Origin of the sequence: Streptomyces sp. NPDC052012 (assembly GCF_040689265.1) — a bacterium.
In the GTDB taxonomy this organism is placed as follows: Bacteria; Actinomycetota; Actinomycetes; order Streptomycetales; family Streptomycetaceae; genus Streptomyces.
In genome coordinates this window covers 416,383-434,605 of sequence record NZ_JBFAXA010000002.1, presented here as the reverse complement: position 1 = coordinate 434,605, position 18,223 = coordinate 416,383, and the positions used below count along the sequence as shown (strand labels likewise).

At 74.5% G+C, this 18,223-nt stretch carries 14 protein-coding genes and 1 pseudogene; 2 read left to right on the top strand and 13 right to left on the bottom strand.

Annotated elements, in window-relative coordinates; translation table 11 throughout:
* Nucleotides 1-66 precede the first annotated feature (66 nt).
* From AB0412_RS05620 to AB0412_RS05570, 11 genes and pseudogenes are all read right to left on the bottom strand, one after another.
* Nucleotides 67-1,893: an ABC transporter ATP-binding protein gene (locus AB0412_RS05620; RefSeq protein WP_366401179.1), complete on the bottom strand. Its 1,827-nt coding sequence runs from the start codon at nucleotides 1,891-1,893 to the stop codon at nucleotides 67-69.
* Complete coding sequence (locus tag AB0412_RS05615; protein WP_366401178.1) at nucleotides 1,890-3,629, bottom strand: ATP-binding cassette domain-containing protein; 1,740 nt, start codon at nucleotides 3,627-3,629, stop codon at nucleotides 1,890-1,892. Before AB0412_RS05615 ends, AB0412_RS05620 begins: the two co-directional genes overlap by 4 nt.
* Nucleotides 3,626-4,768, bottom strand: coding sequence for a SagB/ThcOx family dehydrogenase (locus AB0412_RS05610; RefSeq protein WP_366401177.1), 1,143 nt, complete (start codon nucleotides 4,766-4,768; stop codon nucleotides 3,626-3,628). Before AB0412_RS05610 ends, AB0412_RS05615 begins: the two co-directional genes overlap by 4 nt.
* A gap of 8 nt (nucleotides 4,769-4,776) precedes the next feature.
* Nucleotides 4,777-6,156: a YcaO-like family protein gene (locus AB0412_RS05605; RefSeq protein ID WP_366401176.1), complete on the bottom strand. Its 1,380-nt coding sequence runs from the start codon at nucleotides 6,154-6,156 to the stop codon at nucleotides 4,777-4,779.
* Nucleotides 6,153-7,634 carry a CocE/NonD family hydrolase gene (locus AB0412_RS05600; protein WP_366401175.1) on the bottom strand — a complete coding sequence of 494 codons (1,482 nt, stop codon included), beginning with the start codon at nucleotides 7,632-7,634 and terminating at the stop codon, nucleotides 6,153-6,155. Before AB0412_RS05600 ends, AB0412_RS05605 begins: the two co-directional genes overlap by 4 nt.
* A complete protein-coding gene (locus AB0412_RS05595; protein WP_366401174.1) occupies nucleotides 7,631-8,491 on the bottom strand; it encodes a hypothetical protein in 861 nt (286 codons plus the stop codon). The genes AB0412_RS05600 and AB0412_RS05595 overlap by 4 nt, the downstream gene beginning before the upstream one ends.
* 93 nt (nucleotides 8,492-8,584) lie before the next feature.
* The gene (gene amiA, locus AB0412_RS05590; protein WP_240661371.1) at nucleotides 8,585-8,698 is read right to left on the bottom strand and encodes a streptamidine family RiPP; all 114 of its coding nucleotides are present in this window, start codon (nucleotides 8,696-8,698) and stop codon (nucleotides 8,585-8,587) included.
* A 56-nt stretch (nucleotides 8,699-8,754) separates the two neighbouring features.
* Nucleotides 8,755-9,576: an ABC transporter ATP-binding protein gene (locus tag AB0412_RS05585; protein WP_366401173.1), complete on the bottom strand. Its 822-nt coding sequence runs from the start codon at nucleotides 9,574-9,576 to the stop codon at nucleotides 8,755-8,757.
* 20 nt (nucleotides 9,577-9,596) lie between these two features.
* Complete coding sequence (locus tag AB0412_RS05580; RefSeq protein WP_366401172.1) at nucleotides 9,597-10,604, bottom strand: iron ABC transporter permease; 1,008 nt, start codon at nucleotides 10,602-10,604, stop codon at nucleotides 9,597-9,599.
* A gap of 386 nt (nucleotides 10,605-10,990) precedes the next feature.
* Nucleotides 10,991-11,929, bottom strand: a pseudogene (locus AB0412_RS05575) (iron ABC transporter permease); the annotation flags it as partial.
* Nucleotides 11,930-12,033: 104 nt separating this feature from the next.
* Entirely contained in the window at nucleotides 12,034-13,011 is a 978-nt protein-coding gene (locus tag AB0412_RS05570) for an ABC transporter substrate-binding protein (RefSeq protein ID WP_366401171.1), read from the bottom strand.
* Between the two features lie 88 nt (nucleotides 13,012-13,099).
* On the opposite strand from AB0412_RS05570, the gene AB0412_RS05565 reads away from it, so the two are divergent.
* Complete coding sequence (locus tag AB0412_RS05565; RefSeq protein WP_366401170.1) at nucleotides 13,100-14,299, top strand: hypothetical protein; 1,200 nt, start codon at nucleotides 13,100-13,102, stop codon at nucleotides 14,297-14,299.
* Nucleotides 14,300-14,391: 92 nt separating this feature from the next.
* Here AB0412_RS05565 and AB0412_RS05560 read toward each other — a convergent pair whose 3' ends face one another.
* A complete protein-coding gene (locus AB0412_RS05560) occupies nucleotides 14,392-16,317 on the bottom strand; it encodes an ABC transporter ATP-binding protein (RefSeq protein WP_366401169.1) in 1,926 nt (641 codons plus the stop codon).
* Between the two features lie 129 nt (nucleotides 16,318-16,446).
* Nucleotides 16,447-17,466: an aldo/keto reductase gene (locus AB0412_RS05555; RefSeq protein ID WP_366401168.1), complete on the bottom strand. Its 1,020-nt coding sequence runs from the start codon at nucleotides 17,464-17,466 to the stop codon at nucleotides 16,447-16,449.
* A 149-nt stretch (nucleotides 17,467-17,615) separates the two neighbouring features.
* On the opposite strand from AB0412_RS05555, the gene AB0412_RS05550 reads away from it, so the two are divergent.
* Nucleotides 17,616-18,218 carry a TetR/AcrR family transcriptional regulator gene (locus AB0412_RS05550; RefSeq protein WP_366401167.1) on the top strand — a complete coding sequence of 201 codons (603 nt, stop codon included), beginning with the start codon at nucleotides 17,616-17,618 and terminating at the stop codon, nucleotides 18,216-18,218.
* Nucleotides 18,219-18,223 lie beyond the last annotated feature (5 nt).

Below are 18,223 nucleotides of genomic sequence, written 5' to 3'. Positions count from 1 at the left end.
TCCGCTGCTTACCGCACGCAAGGAAATGCACCCCTTCCAGAAGGGGTGCATTTCCCTTTCCGGACCTCAGGACGGGGTGGTGGCGAGGACGCGGTTGAGTGCACTGCCGGGGCTGCTCGTGAGTTCCTCCCAGGTTCCCTCTTCCGTGATGCGGCCGTTCTCGAGGACGGCGATGCGGTCGGCGCGGCGGATGGTGGCCGGGCGGTGTGCGATGACGATCGTCGTGCGCCCCTCCTCCTGCAGCGCGGCGGCGAGTTCGGCGTCGCCGGTGTTGTCCAGGTGGGCGGTCGACTCGTCGAGTACCAGGACTCGCGGCCGGACCAGCAACGCCCGGGCCAGGGCGATACGTGCCCTCTGACCACCGGAGAGCGTGGCGCCGCGTTCTCCGACGAGGGTGTCCATCGGGGCTGTCCGGTCGACGCCGCACCGCCGTGCCGCCTCGGCCAGCGCCTGGTCGTCGGCCTCGGGTGCGGCAAGCCGCAGGTTCTCGGCGAGGGTGCCGTGGAAGAGCGGCGTGTCCTGTCCCACCAGCACCACCGCGCGCCGCAGTTCCGCGTCGCTCACCTCCCGCACGTCCACGGGTTCGCCATGGGCGGGTATCAGTTGCACCGCGCCCGCGGAAGGGTCCCAGAACCGGGCCAGCAGGTGGGCGCAGGTCGATTTGCCGGCGCCTGAGGCACCGACCAGGGCGAGTGTCCGGCCCGGAGGGACGGTCAGCTCGACGCCGTCCAGCACGGGCCGTCCTCCGTAGTCGAAGCGCAGCCGGTGCAGCCGGACGCCCAGCGGTCCGGGCGGCAGCGCGCGGGGTGCGGCGGGCGGCGGGGCGAGAGCGGGGGCCTTGACGGCCGCGCCGACGCGGGAGGCGGCGGCGCGCAGCGCCACGGCCTGACTCACGGCGCGGGCCGATTCCGCGACGGGGCCGAGGACGGACAGGGCCAGGGCCATCGCCGCCGGGGCCCACGCGCCGTGCAGCCGCCCGGAGGTCACCGACTGTGCCGCCGCCGCGACCACGCCGAGGACCGCCGCCACGATGAGGAGGTCGCGGGCCGCGGCCGCGACGGCCTCCCAGGTGGCCTCGGCGCGTTGGGCGTCGCCCACCTGGCGTCCCCGCTCGGCGAGCTTGCGGCGCTGCTCCCGCAGAGCGCCGAAGGCGAGCAGTTCGCGCAGCCCGTCGACGGCCTCCACCGTGTCGGCCGACAGCGCCGCCATGGCCGTGCGGGTGCGGGAGCCGCGCGCTGCGCGGGCGCGTGCCTCGGCGAAGGGCGCCACGGCGAGCAGGGCCGCGACCGGCAGCACGGCCGCCAGCAGCCACGGCTCGACCGTGGCGAGGACGACGGAACCGCCGGTGAGGACCGTGCCGGACGCCAGGAGTTGGGCGGTGGTGTGGGCGTAGAAGAACTCCAGCGCCTCCACGTCGGCCATGGCGGTGGCGGCGAGGTCGCCGCTGCGCCGGCCGGCGACCCGGGCGGGCGCGCTGCGGGCGAGTCCGTCGAAGACCCGTACCCGCAGTGCGGCCAGCACCCGGTAGGCCAGATCGTGCGAGAGGTCCATCTCCCGCCAGGTCATCAGGGCGCGTACGAGGACGAGGGCGACGAGCGCGGTGACGGTGGCGGCCGAAGGGGCCCGCCCCTCGATGACGGCGGTGCCCACGGTGTGTGCGGCGAGGGTCAGCAGCGCGACGAGGGAGGCCTGTTCGAGCAGCGCGGCGGCGCAGGTGCGGGCCGTCATGACGCGTTGCGCAGCGAGGGCGGGGAGGAGGGCACGCAGCGCGCCTCGCGCGGGTATGTCCGCGCCGGTGTCCGTGGTGGCGGTGCCGGTGATGCCGGTCGTACCGGTGCCGGTGGTGTCGGTGGTGTCGGTGGTGGCCGTGTCGGTGGTGGCGGTGGTGCTCATGCGGCGTGTTCTCCTCGGTGGGCGTGGCCGGCCTCGACGAGCCGTGTGTAGACGCCGCCGGCCTCGACCAGACCGGCGTGTTCGCCCACGGCGTCGACCCGTCCCCGGTCGAGGACGACGATGCGGTCGGCGTGCCGGACGGCGGCCAGCCGGTGGGCGACCACCAGCACGGTCCGGCCGCTCGCGGCGTCCAGCAGTTCCCTGACGATGTCCGCCTCGCGGCGTTCGTCGACCGCGCTCGTGGCCTCGTCGAGGACGAGGACCGGGGCGTCGGCCAGCAGAGCCCGCGCGAGGGCGAGCCTCTGACGCTGGCCGCCGGAGAGGGTGGCACCGCGTTCACCGAGGACGGTGGCGTAGCCGTCGGGCAGGGCCGCGATCTCGTCGTGGACACCGGCGACGCGCGCCGCCCGGGTCAGGTCGTCGTCCGTGGCGTCCGGCCGGGCCAGACGCAGGTTGTCGGCGATGGTGGCGTGGAAGAGGTACGTCTCCTGCGAGACGACGGCGATGCCCTGCCGCAGCGAGTCGAGCGCGTACTCGGTCGTGGGCCGCCCGTCGAGGGTGATGCCGCCCTCCTGCGGGTCGTGGTGGCGCAGGAGCAGGGCCAGCAGTGTGGACTTGCCCGCACCGGACGGGCCGACGATCGCTGTCGTCCGTCCGGGCTGCGCGGTGAAGGACACGCCGTCCAGAGCGGGCGCCGGGGCGCCGTCGTAGGTGAACCGGACGTCGTGGAAGCGCAGTTCGGGGGGTTCCTGCCAGTGCGCGGGTGCCGTTCCGGTGTCGGGGACGGCGGGCTGGGCGGTGCGCAGGGCCGCGAGACCGTCGGCGGCCGACACCCCCAGGTACCCGGCGTGCCACTCACGGGCCAGGTCGCGGACCGGCCGGAAGGACTCGGAGGCCAGCAGCAGCACGAGATAGGTGCCGGTCGCCGTGGTGGATCCGGTGACGGCGGACCAGCAGGCCAGGAGCGCGGCGGCGGCGGTGCCGCCCTGGATGGCGAGGTCGGTGATGCCGGTGTCCACGAGGGACACCCGCAGCTTGGCGACGGTGGCCCGGTGCAGCGCCGCGGACCGCTCCTCCAGACGTGCGCGGGTGCGTCCGACCGCGCCGGCCGCGCGCAGGGCCGGCATGCCCTGGAGGGCCTCGAGGTAGTCGGCGCCCAGCCCTTCGTAGGTGTCCCAGTGCTCCTTGCCGCGGGCTGCGAGGAGCCGGTCCCAGGCGCGCGGCCCGGCCAGGGCGAGGAGCAGGGCGGGGACGAGGCCGAGGAGGGCCCACGGTTCGACCGCGGCCAGGGCCGCCAGGACCAGGGGCGGCACGGTGAGGGTGATCAGGAGCTGGGGCAGGTAGCGGGAGACGTACGCGTCGACGCCCTCCACTCCGTCGACGAGAGTGGTGCGGACCGCGCCGGCCCGCGCGGTGGTCAGGTGTGCGGGCCCCAGCCGGCCCAGGTGGGCGAGGAGTTCGTCCCGCAGGGCCACCCTGACCCGGGCCCCGGCACGGGTGGCGGTGCGCCGCTGCCGGACGGCGAGCCCGGCGCGGACGCCGACGACGGCGAGCACCGCGGCCAGCAGCCACGGGAGCCGGCCGGTGTCGCCGCGGGCCACGCCGGCGAGGGCTAGGGCCAGCAGTGCGGCCTGTGCCAGGTGGGTGAGGGTGACGGCGCCCTGCAGGAGGGTGGCCGCCAGCAGGGGGCGCCGGGCGCGTCCTGCGGCGCGGCGCAGCTCGGGGTGGACGATCACGTGGGGTTCTCCTCGTCGGCGGGGCGGGTGCCGAGGGCCAGTGCGTGGACGACCCAGTCCCGGCCCGGTGTGGCTCCGAGGGCGGCGCCGAGGTCCGCCTGCTGCCAGGAGCCGACGGGCCGGGCCGCCAGCCCGTGGCGCCGGGCGGTGACATGGGCCAGGTGGACGGCGAAGCCGGCCCGCAGGTGGGTGCGGCGGATGTGCTGTGCGTCGGCGTCGGCGGGGCAGCCGACCGCGAGCAGGACGGCGCCCGCGTCCGCGATCCACCCCTGGCCGGCGGCCCAGGCCGCGAGCGTCGGGCGGGCCTCCCCCGCCGCGTACCGCCGCAGGGTTGTGCCGTCGGGCGCCAGGTGCAGGAGGCCGGGTCGTGGCGGGCCGACCGCGGCGCACCAGCGCAACGGGCCGCCGGTGCCGGCCCGTTCGGCGGTGGCGAGGACGGCCCGCAGTGCGTCGTGGGAAGGGGCGCCCGGCAACGGCGGCGGGGTACTGCGGCGCGCGAGTATTTCCGCCGGGGTGGGCGTCCCTCCGGACGGTTCCACGAGGCGGAGGCTCTCAGCCGGGTGCGGCGCGGGCGGCGGGATGCGCACGACGGCCGAGGGGCTCTCGGTGAGTCCGTCCAGCCGTGCCTCGGGCTCGCCCGTGCCCAGGGCGCGGGCCGCGAGGAACAGTGCCGCGGCGGCGTGCCCGGTGTCCAGCAGCAGAAGGGGCCAGGCTCGGTGGCCGTAGTGGGACAGCGTGCGCCGTGCGGTGACGGAGAGTTCGGCCGTCACGCCCGGCGGTGTGCCGTCGGCGGGCAGGCCGACGTGGTGGACGCGGTGGCGCAGCGGGTCGTACCCGTAACGGCCGGGCGGCAGGGAGCAGCCGGCGCCCACGACCAGTTCGGCGTCCACGGGGTGCAGCGCGCCCGCGGAGGGCGCGGGCCTGAGTCGTCCGGAGGCGTCCGAGGCCGCCAGGGACAGACGCAGCAGGGCACACAGGTCGAGGTCCGCCGGGCCGGCCTGCGGAATCGGGAGCGGCGGGCCCGGCCAGGTCCGAACGGCCGTCCCGGCGGGCGTGTCGGGGCCGGGACGCTCCGCGGAGCGGGCGCGGGCGAGGGCGGCGGCGAGGTCCACCTGACGGACGTCGCGGAGATCTTCCACGGCGGCCCTCACATGTGCGGCGGAGGCGCCAGCGTGAAGTCCTCCGGCGCGCTCGGCGGGGTGGCGCGCCAGCCGCGGGCGACGGCGGCCTCGGCGAGGCGCGGGCAGCCGAAGTACCCGAAGGCGGCCGGGGCGTTGGGCAGGAGCCCGGAGACGAGGACCCGGGCGACGCGCAGCGAGGTCTCGGCCACGTCCTCGGTGGTGAGGTCGAAGGTCATGACCCGGTGGCCGCCCGCGCGCAGCGCGCTCTCCAGCCGCTGCCGGCTGCCGGGCTCGACCGCGTCGACGGGCACGGTGCCGAGCGCGGGCTCGGTGAACCGCCGGGCCTCGGCCGCCATGCGCTCGTCCAGCCACACCTGTACGTGCGCCCCCAGGTCCCGCACGTGCTCGAACTGTTCGCCGCACACGTCGAGATAGCGGCCGTCGGCGCGGTGCTCCAGATAGAGCCCGCGGGCGAGCAGCCCGGCCTCGACGGCCTGGAACACCCAGCCGCCGGGGTCGGTCAGGCCCTGGGTGAAGACCCAGGTGTGGACGGCTTCGAGGACGGCCTTGCGGGCGGCCTCGGCCGGGTCGTACTTGCAGGCGAACCCGGCGGCGTACAGGCCGAGGCGCGGGTCGTGGACGAGCGCGGCCATGCAGGGGGCGAACTCCGAGTGCATCTCGACGATGTGGACGTCGAGGGCGCAACCGGCGAGGTCGTCGGCGAGGCCGGGCACGCTCGCCGGGTCGATGCCCCGGGCCGGGCCGTCCAGATGCCACCACAGTTCCAGGGCGTCGCGTTCGACGATCTCCAGCAGGCCGCGTTCGGCGGCGTCGTCGAGGCCCTGTCCGGTGGCGATGCCCGCGTAGTTGAGGTGGTGGGTGCGGGGCAGCGCGCGCAGTGCGCCTTGGCGCCAGTTGAGGTGGGTGAGGGCGACGGGCGCCCAGACCTCCGTCGTCCGCCCGCCGGGCAGCGACTCGGTGCCGCGCGTCCACAGGGCCGGGGTGTCGGGCAGGAGGGGGCGGTAGGGGAACCTCTCCCGGGCGTACTGCCAGTCGGCGTACGTGGGCAGGTCGCCCGGGCCGTACAGCCGCAGGCCCTTCTCGGCCAGTTCGGCGGCGGTGGCGCGGACGGGGGCGTCGGGATGGCCGGGGGGCGGTACGCGGTTGCCGCAGTACCGTTCTATCCCCTCGGCTATGGCGGCGACGCGGGCTTGCTCGGGGTCGCCGAAGGTGGTGCCGAGGGAGACACGGTCCGCGGGCCACAGGCCATGTCTGCGGGCGTCGGAGATCTCGGCCGTGAGCGCGGTGTAGCGGGGTGGGGCGCCCGCGGGGTGTTCGACGGGCTTGACCTTGCGGACGATGCCGCAGACGGGGTCGACGAGTGCTTCCAGCGGCAGCGTCGTCATCGCAGGATCTCCTCGGCGGGGTCGGCGGGGGTGGGGCGGGACGGGAGCACGGGCAGGGTGAGCACCACGCCGTCCGGGTCGACCTCCCGCCGGGAGACGAGCAGCCGGTCGGCCGTCACGGGGTCCTCTCCGGTGTGGGGGTTGCGGGCGTGGGCCGGGAAGTGGTGGCCGGCGATCTCCAGGCGCAGCCGGGTGCCGGCCGGCAGCCGGCGTGCGAGCCGGCCGAGGCCGAGGGTGAACGCGGCCTGGCGACCGGGCGGTTCGGCGCACCGGACGACGCCGACGGCGAGCCGCTCGGCGGTCCCCGCCGGTGTGAGCGCGACGAGCCGGGCGGCCCAGTCCGCGGACGGGGTGCCGGCGGTGGCCCGCAGGTGCACGCGCACGGGGCCGACCACGTCGAGCGGGCGCGGCAGCGGCGGCGTGACCAGGAGGCAGCGGTCGGGCGGGCCGTCGGTGGGGACGGTGAGGTCGTCGGAGCGGACGGGCCGGCCGGGGTCGGCGGTGAAGGCGGAGCCGTGCAGCAGTCGCATGCGGGGTGTGCGCGGTTCGCCCTCGGTGCCGGCGGGCAGCCACAGGCCGGCTCCGCCCAGCCCTTGGGCGCCCTGCCGGCCGGGGGCGAGTTCACCGGCGAGGGCCCGGCGGGCCCAACGCACGTACAGCTCGCCGAGGTTCAGCCGGTGGGCGGGGCCGGCGTCGGGGCCGGGCGCGGTGACGAGGGAGTGTCCCCAGGGGCCCAGCAGCAGCCGGGCCGAGGGTCCGCCCCAGGCGCGCCACAGGGCGACCGTGTCCTCGGTGAAGTGGTCGTGGTGGCCGCCCACCGCGAGCAGGGGCGTACCGGCGTGTGCCGCCTTCGCCACCAGGCGGCCGCGGTCGCGGTGCCGCCACAGGTCCGCCCAGGAGGGCATGGTGCGGCCGAGCCGTTCGGGGAGGGTGGCGAGCGGCAGGTGGGTGAGCAGTCCGGGGTCGGCGGCGAGGGCCTTGTCCAGGGTGCTCTCGTCGGAGTCCCGCCGGTCGCCGTGGGCGGCCCACCATCCGGCGCGGGACAGCAGCCGTTCCACGCCGGACGCCTCACGCGCCGTCTCCGCGGGGCCGAGGGCGGGTACGGCGGCGATGACGGCGTCGGGCCGGGCGTCCTCGGGCACGTCGACGGCGAGGACGAGGGCGCAGTGGGCCGCGTAGGAGGCGCCGGCGGCCACCAGCCGGCCGTCGCTCCACGTCTGCCGCCGGATCCAGCGGACGGTCGCCGCTCCGTCGGCGGCCTCGTTCTGGTACGGGTGCCACTGCCCCGGTGACGCGAACCGGCCCCGCACGTCCTGGACGACGGCGGCGAACCCGCGGCGGGCCCAGGCGTGCGCCTCGGCCCGGTGCCGGGTCCGGTCGTAGGGGGTGCGCACCAGGACGGCCGGGAAGGGGCCGTCGCCGGCCGGGAGCCGGACATCGGTGGCGAGGTCCCCGACGGCCGTGCTGAACGCCGTCATCGGTGCTCCTCCGGCATCGGTGCGACGGGGGGCACCGGGAGGGCGGGGTGCTCGGTGACGGTCAGCGTGCGCAGGTCCACCCGTCGCAGGCGGCGCCGCGCCGGGAGGCCGGCCGGAGCGGGGGCGTCGGTGGCCCACCGGTTGAGATCGTCCGCGAGCAGGGCCGCGAGCAGGGTGGCGGCGGGCAGGGTGAGCCTGACCGGTGCGCCGGAGGTACGGGGTCCGCTCCAGTACGCAGCCAGTTCGCGGTGGGCGGGGGTGGCGGCGAGCCGGCGGGACCGGATGTGTGCCGAGGTGACGTCTCCCGGAGCGGCGGCCACCGGCTCGACGTACGCCTGCCAGCCCTCGCGGTGGCAGCGCAGCCATGCGACGCCGTGCTCGGGCAACCGGTCCGCGGCGTCCCACAGTCCGTGCGGCACGGGTCCGTCCAGGCACCACACGACCGCGGCGGGGTTCCCGTCGAGCAGGTCCTCGATGCCCACCGTCGATCTGCCGGTGTCGGTGTCGGTCACGGCCGAGGTCGTGCGGGGCCGTGCGCCCAGGGCGAGCAGGTGGTCGGCGAGTGGTTCGGTGAGTACGGGGTCGCCGAGGATCCGGACGTCACGGCGAGCGGCGGGCCACGGCACGTTCCGCGGCCCTTCGGCCAGATAGCCGGCCTCCTCGAACGCCCGCACCACGCGCTCCAGTCGCTCGTCCACCGGGGCCGGGGTGCCTCCCGTGAGCAGGGAGAGCAGGGCTTCCTCGTCCGCGTCCTGTGTCCTGACGCTGAGGAACTCCCCTTCCGGGGTACGGACGGCGAGCCCTCGCCCGGGCACGGCGACGACCTCGGCACCGGGGACTAGTCGGCTGCTGGACACGGGGGTTCCTCCTGGGGACGGGACCTGGGACGGGTGTGGGCCCGCCCGGAAGGCATCGGGCGGGCCCACGGTCGAGGGTGGCTGGGCCCTCGCTTACTCCTCGGTGTCGTCGAAGGGGTTCTCGACGAGCGCGTTGGAGTGGGAGGCCGAGTCGTGAGCCAGCTGGCCCGGGTCGGCGATCGGTGCGAAGACCTGCTCGTTGTCCATGGACTCTCCTTCATCAGCGGGGAGTTACGGCGTTCGGATGAGCGCCGCGCCCCAATCTAATGAATATGATTTTCATATTCTAGAGCGGGGAGGGGGTGATCTGGGTAACACACCGGCCAGCCGCCCTCGGGGTCCTGACCGACCCGGCCGGCCACCTTCAGCACGTCCGCCAGCAACTGCGGTGTCACGACCTCCTTCGGTGTGCCGTCGGCCACCACCCGGCCGTCGCGCAGGGCGACGACGCGTTCGGCGAACCGCGCCGCATGGGCCAGGTCGTGCAGCACCATCACCACGGTGAGTCCGCGTTCCTCGCGCAGGCGCACCACGGTCTGCAGCACGTCGAGCTGGTGGTGCAGGTCCAGGTAGGTGGTCGGTTCGTCGAGCAGCAGGACCCGGGTGTCCTGGGCGAGCGCCATCGCGAGCCGCACCCGCTGCCGCTCGCCCCCGGACAGCGCGTCGACGTCACGATCGGCCCAGTCCTCCACTCCGACGTCCCGCAGCGCCCGGTGCACGACGGGGTCGTCGCCCTCGCGCAGCATGCCCAGCGGGCCCCGCGCCGCGTACCGTCCCTGACGGACGAGGTGACGCACCGTCATGCCCGGCACCGCCGGTGCGGACTGGTGCAGCAGCGCCACCTTCCGTGCCGTGGCGCGTCTGGAGAGCCGGGCGAGGTCGTCCCCGCCGAGCAGCACGCGCCCTTCGTCGGGCTGCAGCAGCCCGGCGGCCAGCCGCAGCAGGGTCGACTTGCCGCAGCCGTTCAGGCCGATGAGGGCGGTCAGTTCGCCCGGCCGGACGGTCAGGTCGACGCCCCGCAGCACAGGCCGTCCGGGGTAGCCGAAGTGGACCTTCTCGACGTGGATCCCCACGGATACGGTCATGCTCTGTCCTTAGATCGACTTCAGAACGTGCGGCTCGGCGAGCGGCGCACGACGACCAGCAGCAACGCGGCACCGAGGCAGGCGGTGAGCGCGCCGACCGGCAACGTGAGCCGCCCGGAGTCGAACGCCGCCGCCAGCAGCCGTGAGGACAGCTGCGCGGCCGCGTCCGCCCCGCACACCACCACCGCGCCCGTCAGGGCGGCACCGGGAAGGGTCCTGCGCAGATCCGCCCCGAAGACGGCCACGGCCAGGTGCGGAACGAGCAGCCCCACGAAGCCCAGCGCACCCACGGCGGCCACGGCGCCCGCGGTCAGGGCCACCGCGCACAGCAGGGCCAGGGTCCGGGCCCGCCGGGCGGAGAGGCCGGCGGCGAGGGCGATGTCGTCCCCGCAGCGCAGCAGCGTCAACGGCCCGGCCAGCAGCCAGGCCACGGCTCCGCAGACGAGCGCCCAGGGCCACAGCAGGTGCCAGTGCTCCCACACGCGGCCCTCCGTGGTGCCCACCAACCACTGCACGACGCTGCCGAGTTCGCCCGGCTCCACCAGCAGCACCATGGCGGTGAGCCCGCCGAGCACCGCCGACACCAGCACCCCGTGCACGGCGGTCTGCGCGGGGTCACCGCGCCCGCGTCCGGCGAGCAGCCACAGCAGCGCCGCTCCGGCGCACCCGCCCGCGCACGCGGCGAGGACCACGGCCAGGGGCGAATCCCACCCGGCGAGTCCCAGGGCGGTCGCGGTGACGGCGCCGAGCACCGCCCCCGGGGTCACGCCCGTCACCTCCGGCCCGGCCAGGGGGTTGCGCAGGGCGGACTGCAGGACCAGCCCCGCCACGGCCAGGCAGGCTCCCGCGCACAGGGCCACCAGCAGTCTGGGCAGGCGCAGTTGAAACAGGATGTGGCGTTCCGCCGCGTCACCGCCCCCGTTGACGACGTCCCAGACCACGGCCGGGGACATGCCGCGCCCGGCCACCACTTCCACCCCGGCGCACACCACGGCCAGTGCCGCGAGCGCCGTGAAACGCCGGGTCACCGTGCGTCCTCCGCTCTGATCGTCCTGAGAGGGGGCGAGGGGGTACCGTCGCGCCCGGGGTCGCCACGGTGAGCGTGGTCCGACGCCCCGGTCCGAGGGGCTTCGTCCGTCGCACCGGAAGCCGCCCTCCGCGGTCCGGGCAACGGCCCGCGCGGCGCGGCCGAAGCAGCCGGTCCGGGCACCTGATCGGCCCGCGTGGCGGAAGCGGCAGATCCGGGCACCTGCTCGCCCGACGCGACCGAAGCAGCCGACTCGGACACCCGCTCACCCGACGCAACCGAAGCAGCCGACTCGGACACCCGCTCACCCGACACGACCGAAGCAGCCGACTCGGACACCCGCTCACCCGGCACGACCGAAGCAGCCGTCCCGCGCCGGGGCGTCCGGCGGCGGCCGCCCGAGCGCATCAGCGCGACACCGGCCGGCACCCCCAGCAGGGCCGTCCAGGCACCGGCGGGCGTCTCCACAGGCGCCAGCGCCAGCCTGGCCGGGACATCGGCCACCAGCACGACGACGGCGCCCCAGGCCGCGGACCACGGGAGCCAGCGCACCGCCCCCGCCGCGGGATCGAACCACCGGGCGAGGTGCGGGGCGAGGAAACCCACCCACGCCACGGGCCCGCACACCGCCGTCACCGGGGCGATCAGCACCACGGCGATGGCCAGCGCCGCCAGCCGTGCCCGCTGGGCGCGCACGCCCAGCGCCTCGGCGTCCTCGTCGCCCAGCCGCAGCACCGACAGCACCGGCGCGCACAGCACGAGGGCGGGCACCGCGACCAACAGCCACGGCCACAGGCCCGTCACGTCGTCCCAGGTGCGGGCGGAGAGTGAGCCGAGCAGGTAGCGGTAGATCAGCTGGAGGTCGAGCTGATCGGCCATGACCATCAGCACGAGCAGCGCGGCCTGCAACGCCGCAGCCACCGCCGCGCCGGTCAGCAGCACCGCGGAGGGACTGCGGCCGAGCCCGGCGACGAGCAGCGTGAGCCCACCGCCGAGCGCGGCGCCGCCGATGGCCAGCAGCGGCTGCACGGCGGCCGGCAGGGCGAGGGTCAGCACCAGCGGCGTGGCCACCCCGAGCGCGGCCCCGGACGACACCCCCAGCATCTCCGGCACCGCCAGGGGATTGCGCAGCGCCTCCTGGAGCACCAGTCCGGCCGCGCCCAGACAGGCGCCGGCGACCAGCGCCAGCAGCAGGCGGGGCACGCGGAGTTCGGTCACGACGATCCCGGCGAGTGTGGTGTCCCCGTCCAGCACCGCCGCGACCAGCCGGTGCGGGGGGACGTAGGGGGTGCCGAGACTGAGGGTGCAGACCGCGGAGGCCGCCAGCAGGACGACCACCAGGAGCGGTTGCCCCCTCCGCGGACCGCGCGACGGCCGCTGTCCGCCCGCCGCGGCGCGATCGGCCGCGGCGGGCCCCGAGAGGGACGTCCTCACCGCAGCGCGGCCGTGGCCTCGTCGAGGACGAGGCCCAGCGAACGAGTGCCGCGCCCCTTGGCCCACACCTCTGAGTTCACCTCGTGGACGTCACCGTTCTTCACCGCCGGGATCTTGCCCCACAGGGGGTTCTCGGCCAGCTTCTCCGACAGCTTGCCGTCCGCGTCGCCGAAGCTCATGGTCTCGACGAACAGCACGTCGACGTCCTGGGCGAGGATCTCTTCGAGGCTGTAACTGCCTTCCACGCCACGGGACTTCCACGGATAGTCGGCGATCTTGGGGAACAGGCTGGCGGCCACGTCGCCCTCCGGCGTCGCGACGCCGAAGTTCTCGTCACTGCCGTAGATGATGAGCGCGGTCTTCTCGCTGCGGGACTTCTCGGCCGCGGCGAGCTTCGTCCGGAAGGCCCTCTCGGCCTTCTCCCCCTCGGCGGTGCGCCCGGTGAGCGCGGCGACGTCGCGCAGGTAGCCCACGCTGTCCTCCCACGTCTCGGGCTGCATGGCCCAGAACGTGGTGGCGCCCTTGAGCGCCGGGGCGAGCTTGCCGTGGGTGTCCCCCAGGCCGATGACGAGATCGGGCTTGTGGGAGAGGATCGCCTCCACTTCCGGGGCGATGAAGCCACCGGGGATCACGTCGACCTCCTCGGCCTTCTTCTCCCCCAGGAAGTCGGGGTGGGCCAGCAGCGCGCTGTTGGTGGCCGTCGGCGCGATGCCCAGTTCCGTGAGGATGTCGTCGCACAGGGCGAACAGGCAGACGATCCGCTCGGGTTGCTTCTTCAGGGAGACCTTGACGCCGTTCGTGTCGGTCAACTCGGTGGACGCCTTGATGGGTTCGACGGTCACGTCCGTCTTCGCCGCGGGCCTGGCCTTGTCGCTCGCGGGTTCCTCGGAGGACGAGCCGCAGCCGACCAGGACGGAGCCGACCGCCGCTGCGGTGATCCAAATGCGGGCGAGTCTCGACGGTGAGCGCAGCACGATGCCCTCGCTTCTTCTCTTCTCAGGTACGGGAACGCCCTGAAGATACATGATAATCGTTTTCAGTTGACCCCTGCCGGAGGAACCCATGCCCGCTGCCACCCCCGTTCTGCTCGTCTCCGACCACGTGGCCGGATCCGTACACGTGCTGGCCGTGCCGGACGGCGCCGTCGTGGGACGCCTCACCGGGCGTCATCTCTCCGAGCACGCAGGGTCCCTGGCGCTGCCGGGAGGGCGGGTGGCCTGTGTCGACGACCGTCGCGGGGAACTGCTGGTGCTCGATCCCTTCGCGGAGAAGCTCGTGGAACGTGCGATCCCGGTCGCCGTGCCGGCCGAGCATCTCGCCTGCGACCCGTCCGGCCGCCGACTGGCCGTGACCACCGGCCTCGGCAAGAACGGCGAACCGTGGTCGGACCTGCTGACGGTCGTCGACCTGGCCACCGGGGAGGCCGCGCGGGTCCGCACCCGCGTCGGCGAACCGGGGGTGACCGTGCTGGGCGGCGGTGACCCGCTGGTCGTGCTGCGGCACCGGGAGCCCGGTGCGCTGGCCGTCCACCGGTTCGCGGACCTCCTCGCGGCTCCGCCCGGCTGCCCTCCGGTCACCCCTCACGCGGTCCTGCCGCTGCCCGACGACGGACACGGGGACGCACAGGCACCCGGCATCGGCCACGTGTTCGCGGCCACGGGCGAGGGAGTGCACCGGGCCCGGCGGAAGGGCGACGCACTCGCCGCCGAGGCGGTCGTACCGTGGGGATCGCCCGCCCGGGGCTGGTACCTCCGGCTCGACCCCCGGCGGCAGGCGCTGTGGAGCACGCTGCGCGGCGGTGACCCCGACCCGCTGCGCTGGCCGGAGTGGACCAACCAGGCGTGGCACCACGATCTGGGAACAGGCCGCACGCTGCTCACCGACCTCGGTCCCGGACTCGTCTTCCGGCTGGCCCTCGCCCGGCGCCACACCGCCTTCACCCGTGTCCATCCCGACGGCGACGAGCTGATCCTGCTGGGCGCGGACGGCGTCGTCCGCCGCTTCCCCCTGCCCGCCATGGACGGCGCTCCGCGTCGCGGCGGCACCCCGTGGGAGGGCGTCCAACGCCGGGCGGTGGCCGCCTCACCGGGCTCGGACTGGGTAGCCGTCACCCGGGGCGGCCACGGCGAGGTGCACATCGTCGACGCGGAGACCGGCCACGAGGCGGCGCGTCCCCGGCTGAGCACGCCGCTGCATCACGGCGGCCACCTGACCCTGCGCGTCCGCGGCGACGGTGCCGACGGTGATCCGGTGGGGCGGTGAGCCCCGGCCGGACCGCCGCCGCGGCGCGTGCGGGCCGGCCGGCTCCGGGCCTCAGGAAACAGCCGCCGCCCCGATGCGGCCGCAGCCGGAGGTCATGGCGTGGACCCGGTGCGCGTCGGAGTGTGGGGCGACGACGGATGCGCCGCCCCGTCCGGTACTCGTTCAGCCGGTTCGGGCAGCCCGGTGAGCCCGGCTGCCGGCGGGGCGGGTGCGGGAGCCGGCTCGGGGTTCTCGCCGAGGAAGCCGCCGGACTGGTGCTGCCACAGCCGGGCGTAGGCACCGTCCGCGGCGAGCAGTTCGCCGTGCGTGCCCTGTTCGACGACGTTTCCGCGGTCCAGGACGACGAGCTGGTCCATGCCGGCGACGGTGCTCAGCCGGTGGGCGACGACGAGGGCCGTACGTCCGTCCATCAGCCGCCACAGGGCGTCCTGGACGAGGATCTCGCTCTCCGAGTCCAGCGCGCTGGTCGCCTCGTCGAGCAGCAGGATCGGGGCGTCACGCAGCACCGCCCGGGCGAGGGCGACGCGTTGGCGCTGGCCGCCGGACAGTTTCACGCCCCGCTCCCCCACCAGGGTGGCGAAGCCGTCGGGGAGTTGTTCGGCGAACTCCGTGACGTGCGCGGCGGCTGCCGCCGCGCGGATCTCCTCGTCGGTGGCGCCGGGCCGGGCGAAGGCGATGTTGTCCCGCAGGCTGCGGTGGAACATCGCGGGTTCCTGCGGGACGTAGGCGATCAGTGAGCGCAGGTCCCTCTGGCGCAGCCTGCTGATGTCCTGACCGCCGATCAGGATGCGTCCGGCGTCGATGTCCGACATCCGCAGCAGGAGCCGGGTGAGGGTGGTCTTGCCGCCGCCGGACCTGCCGACCAGGCCGACCCGTGCGCCTGCGGGCACGTCCAGGTCGAGCCCCTGGAAGATCGGCTTCGCGCCCGCGTGGGCGAAGGTCACCGCCTCGAAGCGGACGCCGGTGTCCCGTGGGGCGAGCGGTTCGGGTTCCGCCGGGTCGAGCACGGTGGGCGGGTCCAGCAGCAGCTCCGTGAACTGCGCGGCCTCGGTCATCGAGCTCTCCAGCCGCCGGTAGATCTGGTTGAACTCGAACATGATCTGGGTCGCGTTGGAGTAGTAGGTGAAGGCGACCACGATCTGCTCCACTCCCTGACCCGGACCGCCGAAGGCGATGGCGACCATCAGGCCCAGCACATTGGTCAGCACGGACATGGGGGCGATCAGGGTGTCGACGCGCAGGTTGCCGTAGTCCCACGACCTCAGCGTCAGGCGCCGGGAGTCCGCGACGCGGCGGCGGTGCTCGTCGGCCTCCCGCCGCTCGGCCGCGAACGCCCGGATGGTCTCCATGTTCATGAGGCTGTCGGCGACGTGCCCGGAGACCCGGGCGATCGCCGCCTCGCGCTCGTTGACGAGCCGCTGACGGCGGCGGATCACAGGGGTCGCGGCCACCACGGTCAGCGCGATCATCACCAGCAGGCCGACGACGAGCATCGGTTCGTAGCGCCACAGCACCACGGCACCGAACACCAGAGGGACGAGGCTGCCCACGATCCGGTAGGTCATCGTGTCGACGAAGTCCTCGAAGCGCCTGCCGAAGCTGAGGACCCGTTTGGTCAGCGATCCGGCGAAGTTGTCGTGGAAGAACGCCGCGTCCTTGGCGAGCAGTTCGTCCATGCCGTTGACGTACAGGTGCTCCATGCCGAGGGCGTCCACGCGATTCAGGCAGTGCTGCCCGATCCGCCACACGCCCTCGGCGAGGAGCAGCGTCGCGCCGAAGCCCAGGACGTACGGCAGTGCCGAGGCGAGGGTGAGACCACCGTCGCCGGCGGCCTGGCCTGCGAGTTTGGCGATCAGCAGGGGGGCGACGTAACGGATGCCGATGTTGCCCACGGCCGGCAGCAGCAGCGCGGGCAGGGCCCAGCGCCGCAGGCGCAGCAGCTCCCGGCCGTAGCGGCGCAGCGCCAGGACGACCGCGCCCCTGGCCGGCGCCGGCTCTCGCGTGTCTGAAGTCCCCATCACACTCCCGGAGGTCGGAAACCGGAAGTGTCCCGTCACTGGATACCCACAGTCCAGGCATTTACCGTGGACCGGCGATAACCGGACATCGGTGGTGTGCGCCCGCCGCGACCCCCGCCACACGGACGGTCAGCGGCGGCGCAGTGAGGGGTCGAGGAGCGCGGGCGGGGTGTCGTACTTCTCGTGCGCCGCTAGGTCGGTGCCGGGCGTGACGACGGCGTCGATCGCGTCGAGGACGTCCGCGGACAGCGTGAGGTCCGCGGCGGCGAGCTGCGCGTGCAGGTGGTCCAGGGTGCGCGGGCCGATGAGCGCGCTGGTCACGCCGGGGTGCGCGGTCACGAAGCCGAGTGCGAGCTGGACCATGGTCAGGCCGGACTCATCGGCGACCGTGGCCAGTTGCTCGACGGCCTCCAGCCGGGCCCGGTTGGCGGGGATGGTGGTGTCGAAGCGTTCCGGCATGAACGTCGAGCGGTTGGTGCTGATCTCCCGGCCCTTGCGGACGGCGCCCGACAGCCAGCCCGACGCCAGCGGGCTCCACGCCAGCACTCCGAGCCCGTACTCCTCGGCCACGGGCAGGACATGGGCCTCGATGCCGCGCTGCAGTATGGAATAGCTGGGCTGTTCGGTGACGTAACGGCTCAGGTGATGCTCGCGGGCGGCCCACTGGGCCTGCACGATGCGGTAGGCCGGGAAGGTGGAGGAGCCGAAGTAGCGGATCTTTCCGGCGCGCTGAAGGTCCGTCAGGGCCGACAGGGTCTCCTCGTCGCTGGTGTCCGGGTCCCAGCGGTGGATCTGGTAGAGGTCGACGTGGTCGACGCCGAGCCGGCGCAGGCTGTCGTCCAGCGCGGTGACCAGCCAGCGGCGCGAGCTGCCCCGGTGATTGCGCTCCTCGCCCATCGGCATGGTCGCCTTCGTGGCCAGGACGAGGTCGTCGCGGCGGCCCGCGACGGCCTTGCCGACCATCTCCTCCGACTCGCCCTCGCCGTACATGTCGGCGGTGTCGATCAGGTTGATCCCCGCCTCCAGGGCGGCGTCGACGATGGCGGTGGCCTCCTCCTGCGTGGTGCGGCCGATCCTCCCGAAGTTCATCGCGCCGAGCGCGAGGGTGCTGACCTGTACGCCGGTGCGGCCCAGGGTGCGGTACTGCATGGCTGCGTCTCCTCATGGCGAGCGAAGCGTGGTGCACGGCATGGCTTGGTACCGGGTCCCGGCTCTGACATCATGAGCAAACGGAACCGTGTTCCGGAACAATACGGAACACTGTTCCGCTTTGGCAAGGGACGTGTGAAGGGAGCACGGTGAAGGACAGCGACGAGAGTCCGGGGAAGTCGGCCCCGTCCAGGAGGAAGGACGCCCGCCGCAACAAGGAGGCGCTGCTCGACGCGGCCGCCGCGGTCTTCGTCACCTCAGGTGTCCACGCGCCGGTGCGCGACATCGCGGCCGAGGCCGGCGTCGGGCTGGGCACGATCTACCGTCACTTCCCGACGCGAGCGGACCTCATCATCGCCGTCTACCGGCACCAGGTCGACGCCTGCGCCGAGGCCGGGCCGGACCTGCTGGCCACCAGCCCTTCCCCGCACGCCGCACTGGGGCGGTGGATCGACCTCTTCGTGGACTTCCTGGTCACCAAGCACGGCCTCGCCGCCGTGCTCCAGGCCGACAGCACGGGCTTCGAGACGCTGCACTCCTACTTCCTCGACCGCCTCGTGCCCGTGTGCGCCGAGCTGCTCGACGCCGCATCCGCCGCCGGCGAGATCCGCCCCGGCATCGACGCGTACGAGCTTCTGCGCGGCGTCGGCAACCTCTGCGTCGGGGCGGACAGCGACCCCCGCTACGACGCACGCCGCCTCGTGGACCTGCTGATCGCAGGGCTGCGCCGGCCGCACGACGGACCTGCGTGACCGCA

Coding starts and splice junctions, on each gene's coding strand:
- AB0412_RS05620 (WP_366401179.1), bottom strand. CDS start 1,893: ATGAGCACCACCGCCACCACCGACACGGCCACCACCGACACCACCGAC.
- AB0412_RS05605 (WP_366401176.1), bottom strand. CDS start 6,156: ATGACGACGCTGCCGCTGGAAGCACTCGTCGACCCCGTCTGCGGCATC.
- AB0412_RS05600 (WP_366401175.1), bottom strand. CDS start 7,634: ATGACGGCGTTCAGCACGGCCGTCGGGGACCTCGCCACCGATGTCCGG.
- amiA (WP_240661371.1), bottom strand. CDS start 8,698: ATGGACAACGAGCAGGTCTTCGCACCGATCGCCGACCCGGGCCAGCTG.
- AB0412_RS05585 (WP_366401173.1), bottom strand. CDS start 9,576: ATGACCGTATCCGTGGGGATCCACGTCGAGAAGGTCCACTTCGGCTAC.
- AB0412_RS05565 (WP_366401170.1), top strand. CDS start 13,100: ATGCCCGCTGCCACCCCCGTTCTGCTCGTCTCCGACCACGTGGCCGGA.
- AB0412_RS05560 (WP_366401169.1), bottom strand. CDS start 16,317: ATGGGGACTTCAGACACGCGAGAGCCGGCGCCGGCCAGGGGCGCGGTC.
- AB0412_RS05555 (WP_366401168.1), bottom strand. CDS start 17,466: ATGCAGTACCGCACCCTGGGCCGCACCGGCGTACAGGTCAGCACCCTC.